This window comes from Paenibacillus sp. SRL342 (genome assembly GCF_984798905.1).
This window is the reverse complement of the sequence record NZ_OZ481790.1, coordinates 4260137-4281452: the sequence shown is the minus strand read 5'-3', so window position 1 is coordinate 4281452 and position 21316 is coordinate 4260137. Positions and strand designations below refer to the sequence as shown.

Below are 21316 nucleotides of genomic sequence, written 5' to 3'. Positions count from 1 at the left end.
TCAATCGGATTGTAACTGTTCAATCAGGCAATGCCGACCATCCTCAGTTCAGAGGGGATGACATGCAACTTACTTTCGTTATCCAAATAATTAAATACCAATGTGTACAGCCTTACAGGGTTGCAACCGTTAAGGGCAAAACCTGAATTGCTGAATAACACGACTGATTTCCGGACGATCCGGTATGTTGTGTATGTTCAGTGGTTCAGGTTTTATTTGTTTCAAAAGTCATGGGGAGTCTACTTAGAGAGGGAGAATTACAATGAGCAACTACGATCAATTAGCTAAGGACATTCTGTCACGTGTAGGTGGTCGCGAGAACGTAAACAGTGTATTCCATTGCGTAACAAGACTGCGGTTTAAACTGAAAAATGAAAGCGTAGCCAAAACGGAAGAACTTAAAAATCTGCCAGGTGTTATTACCGTCATGCAAAGTGGTGGACAATATCAGGTCGTTATCGGCAATGAAGTGCCGGATGTATATAAAGCAGTTGTTAAAGTAGGGAATTTCCCAAGTGAAGGACAAGTTGAAGAGGAAACGGACAACTCAGGCAAAAAAGTAGGGTTGTTCAGTCGATTTATCGACATGATCTCCGGTGTGTTCACACCACTACTCGGTTTGCTGGCTGCAACAGGTATGATCAAAGGTTTCACAGCCATGTTTTTATCCTTTGGATGGATTACAGACACCTCCGGAACGTACCAATTGTTGAATGCAACAGGTGACTGTCTGTTCTACTTCTTCCCGATCTTCCTGGGTTACACTGCAATCAAGAAATTTGGCGGTTCACCGTTCCTGGGTATGGCGATAGGTGCTTCATTAGTTTATCCTACGCTGTCCGGTCTGACTGCTGGAGATCCACTGTACACCCTGTTTGCAGGTACATTGTTTGAATCACCGATTCACATCACGTTCCTGGGTATTCCGGTTATTCTGATGAGCTATTCAACATCGGTTATTCCAATCATTATCGCTACATTCTTCGCTGTTAAAATTGAAAGATTCTTTAAAAACATTATTCCTAAAGTCGTTAGCACGTTCCTTGTTCCATTCTTTACTTTGCTCGTTATCGTTCCGGCAACATTCATTCTGATTGGTCCAGTATCCACTTGGGCAGGCCAATTGATTGGTGCAGGAGCAACAGGTATTTATGATTTAAGTCCAGTTGCTACAGGTTTGATTATTGGTGGATTGTGGCAAGTGTTTGTACTGTTTGGTCTTCACTGGGGACTCGTGCCGGTTATGCTTCTCAACCTGAGCACATCCGGAGCTGACCCGGTGGTTGCGATGTCTTTCGCCGCTTCCTTTGCTCAAACAGGTGCTGTACTTGCCGTAATGTTGAAAACCAAAAACACGAAATTGAAATCATTAGGTATTCCTGCATTCATCTCGGGTATCTTCGGTGTGACTGAGCCAGCCATCTACGGTCTGACACTTCCACTGAAAAAACCGTTTATCATGAGCTGTATTGCAGGTGGTATCGGTGGCGGTATCTTGGGATTGGCCGGTTCGAAATTATACATCTTTGGTGGACTGGGCGTGTTCGGTTTCCCAAGCTTCATTAATAAAGCAACAGGCGTTGATTCAGGTTTCTATATGGCTCTGGTTGCATGTGGTATCGCATTTATCCTTGGTTTTATTCTGACGTACGTGGTTGGATTCAAAGACAAAGTGGAAGCTACACCAGCTCCAGCACCAGTACTTGATCCAAATCCGAACAGCAGATACGAAATTGTAAGCCCAATGGCTGGTGAAGTCGTTGCATTGAACGAAATTAATGACGTAACGTTTGCAGGTGAGCACATGGGTAAAGGGATTGCAATTCGTCCAACCAGTGGTAGAGTGGTATCTCCAATCACCGGTGTTGTTCAAACCGTATATCGTACCAAACACGCCATTGGTCTTGTCAGCGATGATGGTGTAGAGATGCTGATCCATATTGGACAGGATACGGTCAAGCTGAAAGGTCAACATTTTACAACCCATGTGAAAGATGGAGACCGTGTTAACGCAGGTGACCTGATTGTTGAGTTTGATCTGCAAGCCATTAAGGATGCAGGGTATGAGACGGTTACACCGATCATTGTTACTAATACTTCAAATTATCTGGACGTTGTAGGAACAAAAGATGCATCCGTTCATGAGAAAGATAAATTGATCACGGTATTAAGCTAATTGAAATTACAGATTGTTTAGGAGGGGCTCCTCAATGAATGAAAAGTTTACAGCCTTCCCGGAGAATTTTCTCTGGGGAGGAGCAACCGCAGCGAATCAATTGGAAGGTGCTTATCTGGAAGGTGGCAAAGGTTTAACAACGGTAGATCTGATTCCGATTGGTGCTAATCGATGGAATATTGCTCTGGGTAATCTGGATTCGTATGAGCCCAAAACAGGAGAATTCTATCCTTCACATGAAGCCATTGACTTCTATCATCGATATAAGGAAGATATTGCGTTATTTGCAGAAATGGGATTTAAGTGCCTCAGGCTTTCCATAGCCTGGGCACGAATTTTCCCTAAAGGTGATGAAGCGGAGCCAAACGAAGTAGGCTTGCAATTTTATGATGATGTCTTTGATGAGTTATTAAAATACAACATTGAACCTGTGGTGACGATCTGCCATTTCGATGTACCTGTACATCTGGTCGAGACTTACGGCGGCTGGAAGAATCGTAAGATGATCGGTTTCTTTGAGAAATATGCGACGACTTTATTCAATCGATATAAGAATAAAGTGAAATACTGGATGACGTTTAACGAGATCAACATGTTGCTGCATCTTCCGTATATTGGAGCGGGCATTGTCCTTCAGGATGGTGAAAACAAAGATCAGATTCTGTATCAGGCAGCACATCATGAATTGGTAGCGAGTGCACTTGCTGTTAAGGCTTGTCATGAGATCATTCCGGATGCACAGATTGGATGTATGTTAGCCGCTGGAATGGTGTATCCATACAGCTCTAATCCAGATGATGTATGGAAAGCCATGGAGAAAGATCGCGAATCATTCTTCTTCATCGACGTGCAATCGAAGGGAGCATATCCGGGTTATACAAAAAGATTTTTCAGGGAAAATGACATTCGGATTGACATGCAACCGGAAGACGCAGAGATCTTGATGCAGAACACGGTCGATTATATCGGTTTTAGCTATTACGCAAGCCGATGCACCAGTACAGACCCTGAGATTTTGAAAGATTCGACAGAAGGCAATGTATTTGGTTCGGTGAAGAACCCTTATCTGCAAGCTTCCGAGTGGGGGTGGACCATTGATCCTAAGGGGCTTCGAATTACGCTTAATCAACTGCATGACCGCTATGGCAAACCTTTGTTTATCGTAGAAAATGGACTTGGCGCAACCGATGTGTTGTTAGACAATGACTCCGTAGAAGATGACTATCGCATCGAATATTTGAATAGTCATTTTGCCGAGATGGCTGAAGCGATTCAAGACGGTGTAGAGCTCATAGGTTACACAAGCTGGGGACCGATTGACCTGGTCAGTGCGGGTACCGGAGAGATGAAGAAACGTTATGGCTATATCTATGTAGACCGAAATAATGATGGTACGGGCACACTTCGCAGAGTGAAAAAGAAGAGTTTTCACTGGTACCAAGATGTCATTGCGAGTAATGGCGCACAATATTTCTGATACAAGCTGTCCAACGCTATAGAATAGACATAGAGCAGTCTCGTTATTACGGGATTGTTCTTTGTCTATGAGGGGATGAATTTGACCCATGATGTGGCTTTCAGATATAATAGAAAAATTAAGAGAATCTTGTCACTTAAGAAGGGAGGAGCATCCACTCATGAAGAAAAAATCACTTGCGTTTATATCTTCGGGATATGGATACTCCACTGCTGTCTTTTTCTAGAATCTATTCCAAGGGTGAAGTCTGCCCAAAATCGGAAGAAAACTAGGAACTAACGCAGAAAAATCTTAAGAATGATGAGGTAATCCAAATGAATATTGACAAAATTACTAGAACAAATCCAGCAAATATGCCAGCTCCTGTAGGTCAGTACACGCATATTACAAGAATCCCGAGGAATGCAGAGTTATTTGTGACTTCAGGTCAAATTGGAGCAGATCATAATGGACTCTTTCCAGAGAGTCTGAATGAGCAAGTCACTAATACATTTAATAATATTAAGACAGTGCTCGAATCTGAGCGTTTAGATGCTGAACATATTATCAAAGTGAACGTCTGGGCAACCGAGGAAATCGATTGGGATTTCTTATACGCCGAGTGGGGACAATTATTTAGTACGGATTATCCTGCAATGACGATTGGATATATTACGGCGTTAGGTCTACCAGAGATTAAAATTGAAATAGAGCTTTGGGCAGCAAAAGTGTAACATCGAATACTTTTTAACCAAACGAAGGAGCATCTAACTTACAGATGCCCCTTCGTTTTTTAATTTGTGAAAAATGGAAAGGATATGCCCTGTGTGCAATCATGAGCGATAGTAGGTGTATTATGGCACCTGCAAGCTCTGATAAGCATTCAGTCGACCATATGTCCAGTAGATCCCGGAGCCTGATACCGGATCAGAAGCGAAACACAGCGCATCCCGAATCTGGGCATTTGTTTTCCCTTGTGCAGCGAGAAGTGCAGCCACTCCAGCCACATGTGGGGCAGCCATGGACGTACCGCTAAGGTAGGCATAGGAACCTCCCAGGTATGTGGATAGAATGGTATCACCCGGTGCAGCCATATCGACCCAGGAACCGTAGTTGGAGAAATTGGATTTGAGATCGGAAGGGTTGGTTGAAGCGACAGCAATCACATTGGGATACGATGCGGGTACGATTGGGAATGAAGTGTTATCGTTACCGGCTGCGGCAATAATCACAGCTCCTCGATCCCAAGCATACTGTACGGCAGCTTGAAGGAAAGCATTTCCCATTGGCCCACCAAGGCTCAGGTTAACAACCTGTACACCGTTGTTGGCAGCAAAGACAAGCCCGTTACCGACATTACCTATCGTTCCTTGCCCGTTGTTATCCAGTACCCGGAGCGGAACGATGGATGCGAGTGGTGCAGCGCCGGCGATGCCCACACCATTGTTGGTTACGGAGGCAGCGATCCCGGCTACATGGGTGCCGTGGCCGTTCCCGTCCTCAGGGATGTTATCATAATCAACATAATCATAACCGGGGAGGAGCTTGGAGGCCAATTCTGGATGGTTCAACTGTACACCAGTATCGATAATGGCGATTTTGACAGAGCTGTTACTCTGAGTAATATCCCATGCAGCGGGTGCATTGATTTTGGACAGGTTATACTGATAAGGAAAGAAAGGGTCATTGGGAGTGAAGGATGCCTCAACGAGGTAATTCGGCTCTGCATGTTCAATAAGCTCATGATCTTTGTAATGTTTCAGCATCCGGTGCATTTTTTTGCGGGATTCCACACGGTACCATCCTAAATCTTCATAGGTCTCAGCGACCTTACATCTCCCTTTTTTGTGAAGTGTGTGCATCTCATCATCTGTTGTACCCTCCTTGAATTGGACTAAGAGCTGCTTGGGAGCGTGAGGGTGAAACCTGCTCTCAGCAAGTTGGTCCAGATAACGATACACGAACACGATTGCTAGCAAAATGAAAGCAAAAACACCTAACCATAACCACATGAGCGTTTATCCCTCCAATATGAATTGTGACACGCCTTATCGTATGCGAACTCTATCAGACGGCGTGGGCACTCTTGCAATTTGGTTAGTAGTGTAGATAGGTTGATAGGAAGGGATAAGTTCGGTAAGATGAGATGAAGAGAGCAGATACTGGCATGAACAAGCTTTAAGGAAGGGGCAAGAAGCAGCTCCTAATACAGAGGATAAGGAATGTGGATTTATTGACACAACTTCAGGGTATACCGACAGTCACACCAGTTCAGACACACCAGATTCATGATGCCATTGATTTTGCCATGCGTGTGCGCAGAGAAGTGTTTCCGATGATGGATCATACGAAATTGCCTGTGGACTTCGAGCAGTTCAGAGAACATTATCTGGACTCCGATGGTTCGATCTTTCTTGTTGCAATGATGGGGGATGCGGGGATCGTCGGTTCTATTGGGATATTACCATATGATGGACGTATTGAAGCTGTGGATGGTCGATATGCAGCCCAGTCTGCAGCCGAAATAGTAAAATGTTATGTAGATCCTGCGTATCGCAGATACGGCATTGGTTCGATGATGTTAAAGGAACTGGAGAATGTGGTAAAGGATATGCACTATACGACACTGTATTTGCATACACATCGCTTCTTGCCAGGTGCCGTAGATTTCTGGAAACGCCAAGGGTTTACGGTTATTGCTGAACAGGATGATGACTGGCAAACTGTACATATGGACAAGTTGGCTTGTAAGTGACCTTTGGAATTTATTGAAGGAAAATGACATTGTGATGGTAATGGGAAGCTGGAGCTGTTTGTACCGGACGAGGATGAATATTACTATTTTGATACGCGGATTCTTTTGCCGAATTTTTGGAGAAGTTGATCGATCAGCGAACACCACGGAATAGGTAATTTTGTATAAGGAAAATGCCTGTCGGCACTCGCTCGGTTAGACATAGACAACATACATGATGGGGGCTAGGCAGATGAACGAAACGAAGCGAAAGATTGTTTTTATTGATATTGATGGCACATTGGTTGACGATGATGGAAACATTCCGTTGTCAGCACAGAAGGCTTGTAAACAGGCCAGAGAGAACGGACATCTGCTCTATTTATGTACAGGCCGATCCAAAGCAGAAATTTATGATTCCATCTGGGATGTCGGATTCGATGGTCTGATTGGTGCAGGTGGGGGTTATGTGGAGTTTGGCAAGGACGTGTTATATCACAAAAGGGTAACAGCGGAAGATGTTCGACATATGGTCGATTTCTTTAATGAAAATGGCATTGACTTCTACCTTGAATCCAATTCGGCATTGTATGCGAGTAACAATCTGCAGTCTCATCTGGAACGCCGCATCTACGGTGATGTGGAGAATGACCCTGTAGCCAGAGAGAAGAAGGAACTGAAACCGCACCCGTTTATTGCCGGATTAACGTATGGTGAGGCGGACCTGTACAAGGATGATGTGAATAAAGTATGTTTCTTGGAGAGCTCAGTCATCCCGTTTGAGCGGATCAAGCAAGAGTTTGAAGGGAAATTCGAAGTCATTCAGTGCACTGTGCCGATCTTTGGTGAAGGAAGTGGTGAACTGATGATCCCTGGCATTCACAAAGCCATTGCGATCGCCGATCTGCTGAAGCATCTGGGCATGTCCCAAGAAGATACTTTTGCCATCGGTGATGGCATGAATGATGCCGAGATGTTGGAATATTGTAACATCGGAATTGCCATGGGTAATGCAAAGCCAGATCTCAAAGCCATTGCAGATGATATTACTGGAACAGTTGAGGAAGATGGATTGTATCATAGTTTTGTGAAGTATGGATTGATCACTTGATAAAGAAATGAGGCAATCTGAAAAACAGTTAATACGTACACCCTTTGTCCCAAACCTTATTTTAGATCCTGCATATTATTGCAGGGTCTTTTTTTCACGTTCGTTGCAGTATAGGATTCCAGGTAAGGAGAATCGCGAGTCTTGAATGATCAGATCAGAATAGAACAGGCATCTCCTCAATGGAGGTGTCTATTTGCATTATTACTCAGACTACAGACAAGATCCAGTAAAGGACAGCACCAAATGTTCCATCACAGAGGCAAGCAAGGAGCCCAAAAAGAATCACGAATTTTTTTCCGTTCATAGGAATAGGTGACCCTCCTTTTGACTTTATTTGCATAACTCCCAATGAAAGTTTATTATAAATTTTGAAAACAAGGAATTTATTGGTTTTTAGTTATCGAAGTGCATAAAATATAAAGTTGATACATGGAGGATGCTGGATGAGTAATGTAGCTCTGTTGTTTCCTGGACAAGGTTCTCAGATAGTTGGAATGGGGAGAGACTTTTGGAATAACTTCGATGTGGCTAAGAAGTTATTTGAAGAAGCCAGTGATGCCATTTCTTTCGATTTGAGAAAGTTATGTTTTGAAGGTAGCATGGCTGATTTGACAATGACGATGAATGCTCAGCCTGCACTTTTGACTGTTAGTGTCATAGCATATCAGGTGTATATGCAAGAAATAGGGATGGAACCCGCTTATTTGGCTGGGCATAGTTTGGGAGAATATTCGGCTCTGGTATGCGCTGGTGTTCTATCTTTTCGTGAAGCTATTAAACTTGTGAGACAACGAGGGATCATTATGCACAATGCAGACCCGGATCAGAAAGGTACCATGGCCGCCATTTCAGGTATTCATTTAGATACACTTCAAAACATATGCGAACAAGTTTCCACGATCGAGCGCCCTGCCTGTGTGGCTTGTATGAACGCTGACCAGCAGTTTGTCATTTCGGGACATCGGCACTCTATACAAGAAATTATTAAAAGGACAGAAACTCTGGGAACGAAACATTCTTATATCAATGTAAGTGGTCCCTATCATTCACCCATGATGCAAACCGCAGCAGAACAATTCAAAGTTGAATTGGATCAATATCAATATGCCCATGCAAATTACCCGATTATTTCCAATGTTACAGCAGCAGCCTATGAGTCTGATCGATCTGTCGTGGATTACTTAAACATGCAGATGACGATGCCTGTAAGATGGTCAGAGTCTATGCGCTATCTGGTTGCAAATGGGGTTAGTGAAGTTATAGAGTTGGGTTCTAAACATGTGTTAGTTAGTCTTATGAGTAAAATAACGAAGCGTATTGTACCTTACTCGCTAAGTCAACCTTCCGATTTACTAATGCTTACAAATATACAAGAAAGGAAAAATAAACGGTTAACGATTCGTAAAAAGTTGTTATCAGAACTAATGGTAACCGCACTCACTTCACGGAATTATAACCAAGATTCGATATCATATGCCAAAATGGTTGAGCCATTATTTCATCATTTACAACGGGTACAGGAACAAATACACAAGAATGGATACGAACTCGGTGAAGAAGAGATAAATGATGCTCTACAGGTATGTCATTCCATTATTATAGCAAAGAAAATTCCATTGGATGGAACCGCGTTGATTGATGCAATCTAGTACCCGAACTGTTCTTTTGCAAGATCTATATTACAGCGACAGACTGCCTTTTTATAAGGTAGTCTTTTTGTCTTTTAATGCATCTAAACTTGTTGAAACTTCAGATGTTTGGTATTAAATATGTCAATAACTCACGAATCAATCTCTATTTTTTACCATATAGTAACAATAAATTGATTGATTTTACATATATTTCTATGGTAAAATTTTGCTTGAAATATGTGTAAATAATTAGATAAGCTTGTTAGAGATGATTCATTTGGAGGAGAGATATGTATACTAATCAGTTTCAAACATTGGTGGATGTTATCCGTGACAGAAGTAAAATAACGGACCGTGGTATTCGTTTTATCGATGCGGACAAACGAGAAACTTTTATATCTTATCATCAATTATTTACTGAGGCACAAGGGTATTTAGGTTATCTACAAGCCATCGGAATTAAACCTAAACAAGAAATTATTTTTCAGATCCAAGAAAACAAACGGTTTTTAGTCGCATTCTGGGCTTGTATACTCGGTGGAATGATCCCTATCCCTGTAAGTATTGGTGAAGATGAAGAACAAAACTTGAAAGTATGCCGTATTTGGAATTTGCTAAATAACCCTTTCATGATTGCATCTGAGAAGGTGCTGGATAAAATGAAGAGATTTGTTTTGGAACATGACATGCTTGATTTCCATCATCAATTAGAAGTTAGAACGGATATAATCCAAGACACCATATATCATTATGAATCTATTAATAATATAGTTGAACCTCAGTCTGATGACTTGGCATTTATTCAATTTTCTTCTGGATCAACCGGAGACCCCAAAGGCGTGATGCTCACCCATCGAAACCTGATTTATAATACTTGTGCTGCTATTAATGGCACACAAATTAGTTCAAACGATAGTTTTCTCTCCTGGATGCCCCTTACCCATGATATGGGTTTGATTGGATTTCATCTCGTACCCCTCGTGGCAGGAATTCATCAATATTTGCTCCCAACGGAATTATTTATTCGCAAACCGATTCTATGGATGAAAAAAGTAAATGAACACAAAGCAACCATACTGTCTTCCCCTAACTTTGGTTATAAATACTTTCTGAATTTCTTTCGCGAAGACAAAGCGGAGGGATGGGATCTGTCATCTGTCAGAGTCATCTATAATGGGGCAGAGCCTATATTACCCGAAGTGTGTGATGAATTCCTAAATGTATTGTCAGCATATCACTTAAAGAAAACAGCCATGTTTACCGTATATGGACTAGCAGAGGCCTCTGTTGCCGTCTCCTTTCCCAAGGTAGAAGAAGAGTTTACTGCGGTGTACGTTCACCGGGATCATCTGAACTTGGGGGAGCGTGTCATCGAAGTCGAGAAACATGCTGAACATGTGGCATCATTTGTTGCCGTTGGCGAAGCAATTGATTATTGCCATGTTAGAATTTGCGATGAGGAAATGAACAGTGTTCCCAATTTGGTTATTGGAAAAATTCAAATCAAGGGGGATAACGTCACCCAAGGTTATTATAACAATTCACTAGCAACGGAGAAGTTATTAACGCACGACGGATGGGTGAATACAGGAGATCTGGGTTTTATCATGAACGGAAAACTGGTTGTAACAGGGCGGGAAAAAGACATTATCTTTATCAATGGTAAAAATGTATATCCCCATGACATTGAACGTGTTGCCATCCAATTAGATGATATTGAACTCGGAAGAGTTGCTGCTTGTGGTGTGTATGATTCGAATAGTCAAAGTGAAGAAATTATTGTGTTTGTCGTGTACAAAAAAAAGATCGAACACTTCTTGCCGCTTGTTAAAGAAATCAAAAGACATCTATATAAACATGGGGGATGGAGTGTCAAAGAAGTACTACCCATCAAAAAATTACCCAAAACAACAAGTGGGAAAATCCAGCGCTATCAGTTGGCCAAGCAGTATGAAGCAGGCAAATTCTCAACAGAATCTGCATTCATCCATGACTGGATCAAGAATGACAATGACAAGTCAAAAGAAAAGGCAGCTGTTTCGGTTCGAGTCATGGAACGTGAATTAACTTCACTATTTTCTGAAGTGCTGGTTGGGAAAAAGGTTGAACTTGAGGATAGCTATTTTGATATGGGTGCAACTTCATTACAGCTGGCCCAAATCGCTGAACGTATAGAACAAAAATATGGAGAAGAGCTTGCTGTTACGGACCTCTTTACCTATCCCTCGATAACTGAATTGGCAGCATATCTGGCTAGAGGTTACAGCGAGACCATGCAAGTCAACAAAACTCAAGAGGATCATACGCCATCCAAAGATATTGCTATTATCGGTATGTCTTTGAATCTCCCTGGTGCATCAAATGCAAGCGATTTTTGGCGTGTTTTGGAAAATGGAACGCATAACATTCGGGACTACCCTGAAAGTCGGATAAAAGACGCTGCGGATTATATACAATCCATGCGAAGTGAATTGAGCGAAGTTCAATGGATCAAAGGTGGTTACTTGGATCAGATTGATCAATTCGACTATTCTTTCTTTGGCATAACCCCAAAAACTGCACAATTTATGGACCCGAATCAAAGGATGTTCTTGCAAACGACATGGCATACGATTGAAGATGCTGGGTATGCAGGGGAAGGAATCAATGGAAGAAATGTGGGCGTGTACGTGGGGTATTCCAAAGTTGGGTATGATTACGAACGGCTCGTGACGGCGAGTTACCCCGCAGAACTCAAAAATTATATCATTGGAAATTTACCATCTGTACTGGCGAGCAGAATTGCATATTTCCTGAATTTAAAAGGCCCGGCCTTAACAATTGATACCGCTTGTTCCTCCTCACTTGTTGCTGTTCACATGGCATGTAAAGGATTGCTCGCTGGAGACTGTGAAATGGCAATCGCAGGAGGCATTCGAACGGCATTATTACCGATAAGTATCGGACTGGATATGGAATCTCCAGATGCATTCACGAGAACATTTAGCGAAGATGCCAACGGCACGGGATTTGGCGAAGGTGTTGGGTCGGTCATGTTGAAGCCAATGCAGCAAGCGATTAAGGACGGGGATCATATCTATGGTGTGATTAAGGGAAGTGCGATTAATCAGGATGGCAAGACGGTAGGAATTACAGCACCTAGCCCGGAGTCACAGACCAATGTGATCGAACAGGCATGGAAAGAAGCCGGCATTTCTCCTGATACGCTTAACTTTATTGAAGCACATGGAACAGGGACCAAATTAGGTGATCCGGTTGAGTTCAATGCTTTGCGTAAAGCTTTTGAGAAATATACGGATCGGAAACAATTTTGTGCAATCGGATCTGCCAAAGCTAACATTGGACATGGTTTTGAAGCGGCGGGGATCGCTGGATTAATTAAATCTATTCTTATGTTTCAACATAGAAAGATTCCACCATTGGTTCACTTTGACAAGCCTAATCCCCTGCTTAAGTTTGAAGCTTCACCTTTTTATGTGAATCAGGAACTAATGGATTTTGGTGAAAAAGAGGGTCCATTACGATGCGGGGTTAGTTCTTTTGGTTTCAGTGGTACCAATGCGCATGTGGTTCTCGAAGAATATGTTCCTTCCCCAACCGTAGATAAAAGAATGTCCCAAGAGCCTAATCTATTTGTTCTGTCTGCTGCTACGGAACGGGCGCTGGATGAATTGGTCAGAACGTATCATGAATATCTAACCGATCACACAGATGTTTCCATTCAACAAATCTGTTATACAGCCAGTACGGGAAGGGCTAATCTGGATTATCGACTTGCCATTGTAATAATGAGTACACAAGAATTACATGAAAAATTGCATCACATTGCAATGGGAAAGGACAAGCTGCCCAATGTCTATTTTGGTTACGCCAAGAAGGACAAGACGCTGGATACCGATCATCTCTATGTTCAGGGAAAGGCAGAATCTTTAAATGCACTCGGTCAGTTATATACACTGGGGGCAGTGATTGATTGGGAAAGATTTTATAATCATGAAGTCATTCGGAAAATTCCATTGCCTCTATATCCATTTGAGCAGAAGCGGTGTTGGATTGAAGTCAAACATACGATACCAGCGGAACATAGGTCAGAGAGGAATGAGGTTCAAATGGAGATAAATATAAACGATATTGAATTAAAGATTAAAACAAGCATCAGTCGTGCATCTGGTTTGAAGTTGGAAGAGCTGGATCATCAAGCTCATTTTCTCCAAATGGGATTGGACTCCATCATTCTTGTGCAAATTCAGAAGGAGATCTCAGAGCTGTTCCGCTTGGATATCCCTATGGAAATGTTTTTTGAAACCCTTACAAATATTAATTCCTTAGTTAAATATGTGTCAGAGAATATAAAGCATCATGATGTATCTGAAAATATAAATAATCAAACAGTTCAGGAGCATGCTGAACAACAAAATCTGGCATCTGTGAACAATATAAACACGGCAAAATCCTCAGGGAATGTGTCGGAACAAATTGTGATGTCTGCAATTCAGCTTATGGAGTCCCAATTAAAAAGTTTGAATGTGCTGTTAGGCGAGCAAATGAATACTGTTCAATCGCCTCTTTTGGAGATGAAACATCATAAAACCAAACCAACCCAAGAGATCCAACCGGATTCGGAATCGAAGGAAGAAAAAAAACCTTTTATACCGTATCAATCGTTGAAGATTCATGAAGAGAGCGGATTATCACCGCTTCAGAACCAGTATGTTGAACAATTTATAGCCAAGTATACCGCAAGAACCAAAGGCTCCAAATTAAAAACAGGCCAAACACGTTTGGTTCATGCGAATAATCGCAATGTGTCCGGATTTCGTTCGTATTGGAAGGAAATGGTGTATCCCATTATTTCAACGCGTGCAGAGGGATCTAAGATATGGGATATGGATGGGAATGAGTATTTGGATCTGACGATGGGATTTGGTGTAAATCTATTTGGACATAATCCCGCTTTTATTCGAAATGTAATGGCACAAAGTCTTCAGGAACAGATGCCCCCATTGGGCCCTATGTCAGACTTGGCAGGAGATGTCGCAGCTAAAATTTCCGAGCTGACAGGTGTAGAGCGTGTCGCATTTTATAATTCAGGAACAGAAGCTGTTATGGTTGCACTTCGTTTAGCGCGGGCGGCAACGGGGCGTTCGAAAGTTGTATTATTTTCCGGATCGTATCATGGTACACATGACGGCGTGTTGGGTGTAGCGAATCCTGGGGATGCTTTATCGTCTGCACTGCCTATGGCTCCTGGTATTGTAAATAGCGCTATGGAAGATTTGATTATTCTTAATTATAACCATCCGCAATCCCTGGATATGATTCAGAACCTGGGTGATGAATTGGCTGCTGTGCTTGTAGAGCCGGTGCAAAGTCGAAGACCTGATATGCAGCCAACACAATTCTTACGGGAACTTAGAGAAATAACAAATCAAACTGGGACTGCACTTATTTTCGATGAAGTCATCACTGGATTTAGAATTGGTCTGGGTGGAGCACAGGATTGGTTTGGGGTTAAGGCAGATTTGGTTACCTATGGAAAAGTGGTCGGTGGCGGGCTGCCTATTGGCATAGTCGCGGGTAAAGCTGAATTTATGAATCCGGTAGATGGTGGAACCTGGAACTTTGGTGATGATTCTTACCCTTCCGATGCAGATAAGAAAACGTTTGTCGGTGGAACCTTCTGTACACACCCTCTTACGATGAGAGTGATGTTAACGGTACTACAGTATCTTCAATCTGAAGCAGAAACCTTATATAAGGAATTAAATGAAAAAACAGATTATCTTGTAAAAGAATTAAATACGTTTTTCAAAACAGCGAATGTACCGATGCAAATGGTGAACTATGGATCTTTATTTCGATTTATATCATTTGGAGATATGGAATTATTCTTCTACCATTTAATCTATAAAGGTTTATATATTTGGGAAGGCCGTAACTGTTTTATATCAACGGTGCATTCCATAGGTGACATGGATACGATAATCAGAATTGTGAAAGAGACGATCCATGAACTTCGCGAGTGGGGTTTTATCCCTGGTGAATCGCCCATGTCGGAATATCCGCTCTCTTTAGAGCAAAAACAATTATTGTTAACTTCATTACATGGGAAAGATGCGAATGCTGCATTAAACCAGAGTGTTATTTTAAAAATGACAGGCGACATAAAGCTTTCTGCACTAGATCAGGCCGTGAATCAAATCGCACAGCGTCATGAAGCCCTGAGAACAGTCATTCATGCCGATCGTGAAACACAACAAATCAGATCCGTAATGGAATTTCAATGTACATGGTTGGATTTCTCGGCATATGCGGGTGAGGATCAAGAACGGGAAATTTCCAATTGGTTATCTGCCGATGCAAATGAAGCCTTCAATTTACAGTCTGGGGAACCTCTATTTAGAATCACCTTGCTTAAAAAGGCAACTGATCAATACCTTATGGTGCTGACATTTCATCATATTGTTGTAGATGGCTGGTCGATTGCTGTATTCATTCAAGAGTTGGAACATACCTATTCTGCTCTGGTCCGAGGAGTTCCGGTTCAATTACCTGAAGCCACTCCATTCCGTGAGTATTTAAGCTGGCAACGACTTGAACATGAAAAAGGGTCATTTACCGAAGGAGTCCAGTTCTGGAAAGAACAATTTTCCTTATCCTATCCCAACATTACACTTCCAACGGCACCGTCCGATGATGTGCCCAAGGGATATGACGGTGAAAGATATTCCATCAAGCTGGATCATCAATTAACAGAGTCTTTGCGAACGTTAAGCATCAATAATAAGAGCAGTTTGTTTGTAACGATGTTTGCAGCGTTTCATTTATATTTGCATCAACTAACAGGGCAGTGTCACCTTGTCATCGGCGTGCCTACAGCGGGTCAGTCTCACATGCGAAAAAATGCGCTGATTGGCAACTGTGTCAACATTGTACCTGTTCATCATGCCTTGTTAACGAAGCAGTCCGTTGTAGAGCATGTTCTTCAGCTCAAGGAAACGCTGGCTCTTGTCATGAAGCATCAGCATGTTCCATTGACCCTCGTATCCGAACAGCTTGCTCATATGACTGCACCGGATACCCGGATTTTATTCAATATGGACAGAACGATTCATCATCTTCAATTTGAAAATATCAAGACTGAATTCATGTCGTATCCGATCAAACATATTTCTTACGATTTGTTTCTTAATATTACGGATGTTAGCCATGAATTGTACCTGGATTTTGATTACAATACCGATCTCATTGGACCTGAGATGATGAAACTGTGGTCTGAAGGATTTAAAGGTTTGCTGCAACATATGGTGAGTCATCCAGAGGCTGAAATCTCGTCTTTGACGTTGTTCTCATCCGAGCAACAGGATCAATTACAAGAGATGTACAATCGGTATGTTACGGAGCGTCTTCCTCACGTTAATCATGCAGCCATATTCGAGTCTCCAGTCAATGACGTGGAGAAAAAGCTGGCCTTGATCTGGGAGGACGTATTATCCCTCGATCAAGTATGGAGAAATGATCACTTCTTTGATCTCGGAGGAAACTCGCTCAAGGCGACAGTCATGCTTTCCAAGGTACATGAGCAGCTTAACCATAAAATTTCAATCGTTCAGTTCTTCCAAAACCAACGTATGAAGCAGCTTGCCAGTCTGATTACAGGCGAGAACGAGGAAACATTCATTCCGATTAAGGCATTGGACGTCAAGGAATTTTATGAGACGTCATCTGCACAACAACGGATCTACTTTCTGGATCAATTTGAGCCGAATAGTGTGTTTCAGAACATGTGCGGTCATATCACGGTCACAGGATATATCGATGAAGCTAAATTGATTTCGTCATTGGAACAAATCGTGCACCGTCACGAAGCTTTTCGCACCAGTTTCCAACTCATAGATGGAGAGCTGTACCAAAGTATCGCCCCAACGATTGATTTTGAAGTGAAACGAACTCAGAAAAGCCCTGATTCATTCGAACAACATGTTAAGACGTTTGCCAAACCATTTGATTGCTCCAAAGCGCCGTTAATACGTGCCGAATTCATTCGTATAGGCGATGATCATGCAGAGATCCTCATTGAGATGCATCATATTATATCGGACGGATATTCCGTTGGCATTCTTGCGAATGAACTGATTGATGCGTATGACGGAAGAAGCATGTCAGAAATTGAGGTTGAGTACAAAGACTTTGCAGCTTGGCAGAAAGAATTTCTGGCGGGAGAGTTGTATAAGCAGCAAGAAAAATATTGGCTGGATCAATTCAAAGGAGAACTCCCGAACCTTAATCTGCCTACTGATTTTGTTCGGACACCTCATTTGACTTCGGCAGGTTCAAGATTGTCATTCGTGTTGGACGCGCACTTGAAGCAGTCGCTGGAGAAGCTTGCGAAACAAACGGGAACTACGATGTTTATGGTGTTATTGGCAGCGTATAATGTGCTGCTTCATCAATATACGGATCAAGAAGATATGATTGTAGGCACGCCAACATCAGGAAGAAACCATCCGGATGTCGAGAATATGATAGGAGTCTTTATCCAGACGGTAGCGATTCGATCACAGCCGGTGGGGAATAAGTCATTTCGATCCTATCTCGAGGAAATAAAAAAACAATCCCTGGATGCATTGGATAACCAGGACTATCTTTTTGACAATCTTGTAGAGAAATTAAACACACATCGGGATACCACCGGGACAGCACTTTTTAATACAATGTATATCTTTTTAAATACCGCGTTAAATCAACGGCAAGAACAGGATTGCAGCTTTAAAGTTAGAGAATTAAATGTCGGTGTATCGTTGTATGATCTGATGTTCATCGTTGAGGATGATAACGAGTGTCTGGAAATGCACTTTAATTACAAGACGGAGCTGTTTGAACGGGATACCATCGACAGGATGAAAACACATCTGTTCAACATCCTCAGAGACATTGTGATCGAACCTGATATAGCCTTGTCCGATATTCAAATGCTGTCTGAACATGAGCAGAACGTTCTTTTATATGACTTTAATGATACCAACATAGAATATTCCCGGGATCAGACCATCCAGGAGTTATTCGAAGCACAGGTGGAACGTACACCCGATCAATTAGCCGTGGCTTTTGGAGATGAGCAATGGACGTATCGTCAATTGAATGAACGGGCGAATCAGTTGGCATATACGCTTAGAGCTGAGGGAGTGCAGCAGGATCAATTTGTAGGTATTCTGACAGATCGTTCGATTGATATGATCGTTGGCATCTTTGGCATTCTAAAAGCAGGTGGGGCGTATGTACCGATTGATCCGGATTCTCCTGAAGAGCGTATCCGGTACATCCTGCATGATTCGGGGGCAACACTATTAGTCACGCAAACCCATCTCAAGCAGTTGATATCATTCAATGGCCAAATCATGGATTTGAACGATGAAGAAACCTATGCAGCTAATCTGTCGAATCTGGAACCCGCAGGGAATTCCGAGCAGTTGGCTTATGTGATCTATACTTCAGGTACAACAGGCATGCCAAAAGGTGTGATGATCGAACATCGGCAGGTTCATCACTTGGTTAAATCGTTGTATAGCCAGGTTATAGATGATCAGCGTAGCGGTTTACATGTTGCTCTACTTGCACCTTACTATTTCGATGCATCTGTGAAGCAGATTTTTGGCGCACTGCTGTCAGGACATGCCTTGTTTATTGTAGACAAGGACACGGTACTGGATGGACAAGATTTAATGAATTATTATCAGCACCACCAAATTGATTTGACAGACGGTACGCCTGCACACCTGAAATTACTATCGAAGGCAAAAAACGTTCAAGGCATATCGCTAAAATATATGCTCATTGGCGGTGAAGCTCTTTCTCAGCAAAGTGTAAATGAAATCACATCATTATTTGCTCTCAATCAGATCACGCCGCCAGCCATAGTTAATGTGTACGGTCCAACAGAATGTTGTGTGGATGTTGCGACATACCGTGTACTTCCAGAACACCTGGATACAGCGAATCAACGAGCTCACCTACCGATTGGTCGAACATTAGGAAATAATCGCCTGTATGTATTAAACAAACATGGCAAAGTTCAGCCTGTAGGCGTCGTAGGGGAATTATGTATCTCTGGCGATGGGGTTGGTAGGGGATACTTGAATTTACCTGAGCTGACAGCAGAAAAATTTGTGCGTGATCCGTATGTCCAGGGAGCGACAATGTACAAAACGGGAGATTTGGTGAAATGGCTTCCCGATGGCCATATCGAGTATTTGGGAAGAATGGATCACCAGATTAAAATTCGCGGATACCGGATCGAAGTAGGAGAAGTCGAAGCAGCACTGTTAGATATAGAGAATGTGAAAGAAGTTATCGTCATTGCACATAAGGATGACCACGGGGACAAATCGTTATGTGCATACTTTACAGCGGATTCCACGCTGACGGTGGGAGAGTTAAAACAAAACCTCTCTAAGGTGTTGCCGAATTACATGGTTCCAGCCTACTTTATACAATTGGATCACATGCCTCTGACATCGAACCGGAAAATCGATCGCAAATCGCTTCCGAGTCCAGAAGAAAACATACAAACGGGAAGTGAATATATAGAACCCCAAACTGGGGTGGAAAAACAGTTGCTGCCAATTTGGCAGGATGTGCTTGCCGTGAAAAAAATCAGTGTGAAAGACAGTTTTTTTGATGTAGGAGGCAACTCTTTACGTGCGACCAAGCTGGCCGCCAAAATCAATCAAAAGCTGAATATCCACATATCGGTAAGAAACGTTTTTGAATGGCAGACCATTGAACAGATGGCTCAATCTATTGAACAAATGGAACAGGAAGTATCAGTGTCCATTCCTCAAGTGGAGGAAAAAGAATATTATCCTATTTCTTCGGCGCAAATGAGAATGTACATTATGAGCATCAAAGCCGGCAAGGAACTCATGTACAACATGTCAGGTATGTTTATGTTGGAAGGATCGCTCGATCGGATCCGATTGGAAGAAGCATTCCAACAATTGATTCATCGTCATGAATCGCTTCGGACTGGATTCAAAGTCATACACGGAGAACCGAAACAGATCGTATACCCTAAAGTGAACTTTGGAATTGAATTGATCGATTCAACGGAAGAAGAGATCGAAGATCGAATTGAACAGTTTGTTCACACATTTGATCTCGGGCAAGCACCCCTTATGAGGGTGGGACTTATTGAACTTCAGCAGGAGCGTCATGTATTGCTGGTAGATCTCCACCATATCATTGCAGACGGACTATCCGTGCATCTTCTGATGACTGAACTTAGCCAGTTCTATAAGGGAGAGGAGCTATCTCCTCTTCGAATTCAGTATAAGGACTATGCTGAATGGCAGCAAATGCAGCTTCATAGTGAGCGGATGAAAAAGCAGGAGAAGTATTGGCTTACTGTGTTTGGTGAGAGTATCCCGCTATTGGATCTGCCAACAGACTACGAAAGACCTGAAACGCTAAGCTATGCGGGAGATGTATTGGACATTGTTTTGCAGGAAGACATCCTTCCAGGCTTAAGGAACATGGAAGCACGGACAGGAACAACGTTATATATGATTCTATTAGCCACCTATACGATTCTATTATCTAAATACAGCGGGCAAGAAGATATCATTGTAGGCACGCCGATTGCAGGCAGGACACATGCTGAGCTGGAGCCGGTCATGGGGATGTTTGTGAATACACTGGCTATTCGAAATTATCCTGCCGCGGATAAAACATTCACGGAGTATCTGCTGGAAGTGAAAGAAAATATGTTGAACGCTTATGAGAATCAGGATTATCCGTTTGAAGAATTGATTGAGAAAGTAAATATAACCAAAGATGCTCGGCGGAATCCGTTGTTTGACACCATGTTTGTATTGCAGAATACAGATGCTTCAGAGATTCAGATGGATGGAGTAACCTGCAAGCCTTATGCTCCAAATACGAGAGTATCCAAATTCGATTTAACGCTGTATGTTGCCGAATTGCAACACAAGTTAGAAGTGGCCTTTGAATACAGTACGATTTTATTTGAGAAAACAACGATTGAAGCGATGTCACAAAATCTGTTGGTCATATTAACAACCATTGCCAACGACCCTCATATTGAAATCAAGAAGATTCAATTGGTTGAAGAATTAATAGATGGGGATACGCTGGCTGATCTAATTGAAGTAGATTTCTTCTAAGCTAACCTAAAAATATAAAGTGATCG

General features: G+C 42.3%; 8 protein-coding genes. 7 read left to right on the top strand and 1 reads right to left on the bottom strand.

The genetic code is table 11. The features are described from left to right. The first annotated feature begins 262 nt into the window (after positions 1 to 262). The 3 genes from AC4E8D_RS18645 (at position 263) to AC4E8D_RS18635 (ending at position 4366) form a co-directional block, all read left to right on the top strand. Positions 263 to 2176, top strand: a complete 1914-nt coding sequence (locus AC4E8D_RS18645; RefSeq protein ID WP_339304696.1) for a beta-glucoside-specific PTS transporter subunit IIABC — start codon at positions 263 to 265, stop codon at positions 2174 to 2176. A gap of 34 nt (positions 2177 to 2210) precedes the next feature. Continuing rightward, the gene (locus AC4E8D_RS18640) at positions 2211 to 3653 is read left to right on the top strand and encodes a 6-phospho-beta-glucosidase (protein ID WP_339304694.1); all 1443 of its coding nucleotides are present in this window, start codon (positions 2211 to 2213) and stop codon (positions 3651 to 3653) included. Between the two features lie 314 nt (positions 3654 to 3967). Beyond that, positions 3968 to 4366, top strand: a complete 399-nt coding sequence (locus AC4E8D_RS18635) for a RidA family protein (protein WP_490205065.1) — start codon at positions 3968 to 3970, stop codon at positions 4364 to 4366. A 120-nt stretch (positions 4367 to 4486) separates the two neighbouring features. On the opposite strand, the gene AC4E8D_RS18630 is transcribed toward AC4E8D_RS18635, so the two are convergent. Continuing rightward, positions 4487 to 5644, bottom strand: coding sequence for a S8 family peptidase (locus AC4E8D_RS18630; RefSeq protein WP_490205064.1), 1158 nt, complete (start codon positions 5642 to 5644; stop codon positions 4487 to 4489). Between the two features lie 212 nt (positions 5645 to 5856). On the opposite strand from AC4E8D_RS18630, the gene AC4E8D_RS18625 reads away from it, so the two are divergent. From AC4E8D_RS18625 to AC4E8D_RS18610, 4 genes are all read left to right on the top strand, one after another. Then, positions 5857 to 6387: a GNAT family N-acetyltransferase gene (locus AC4E8D_RS18625; protein ID WP_339304690.1), complete on the top strand. Its 531-nt coding sequence runs from the start codon at positions 5857 to 5859 to the stop codon at positions 6385 to 6387. A 232-nt stretch (positions 6388 to 6619) separates the two neighbouring features. After that, on the top strand, positions 6620 to 7477 hold the full coding sequence (locus AC4E8D_RS18620) for a Cof-type HAD-IIB family hydrolase (RefSeq protein WP_339304688.1): 858 nt from the start codon (positions 6620 to 6622) through the stop codon (positions 7475 to 7477). A gap of 443 nt (positions 7478 to 7920) precedes the next feature. Beyond that, positions 7921 to 9126, top strand: a complete 1206-nt coding sequence (gene fabD, locus AC4E8D_RS18615) for an ACP S-malonyltransferase (RefSeq protein WP_339304686.1) — start codon at positions 7921 to 7923, stop codon at positions 9124 to 9126. Between the two features lie 272 nt (positions 9127 to 9398). Next, positions 9399 to 21290: an amino acid adenylation domain-containing protein gene (locus tag AC4E8D_RS18610; protein ID WP_490205063.1), complete on the top strand. Its 11892-nt coding sequence runs from the start codon at positions 9399 to 9401 to the stop codon at positions 21288 to 21290. Positions 21291 to 21316: the final 26 nt, after the last annotated feature.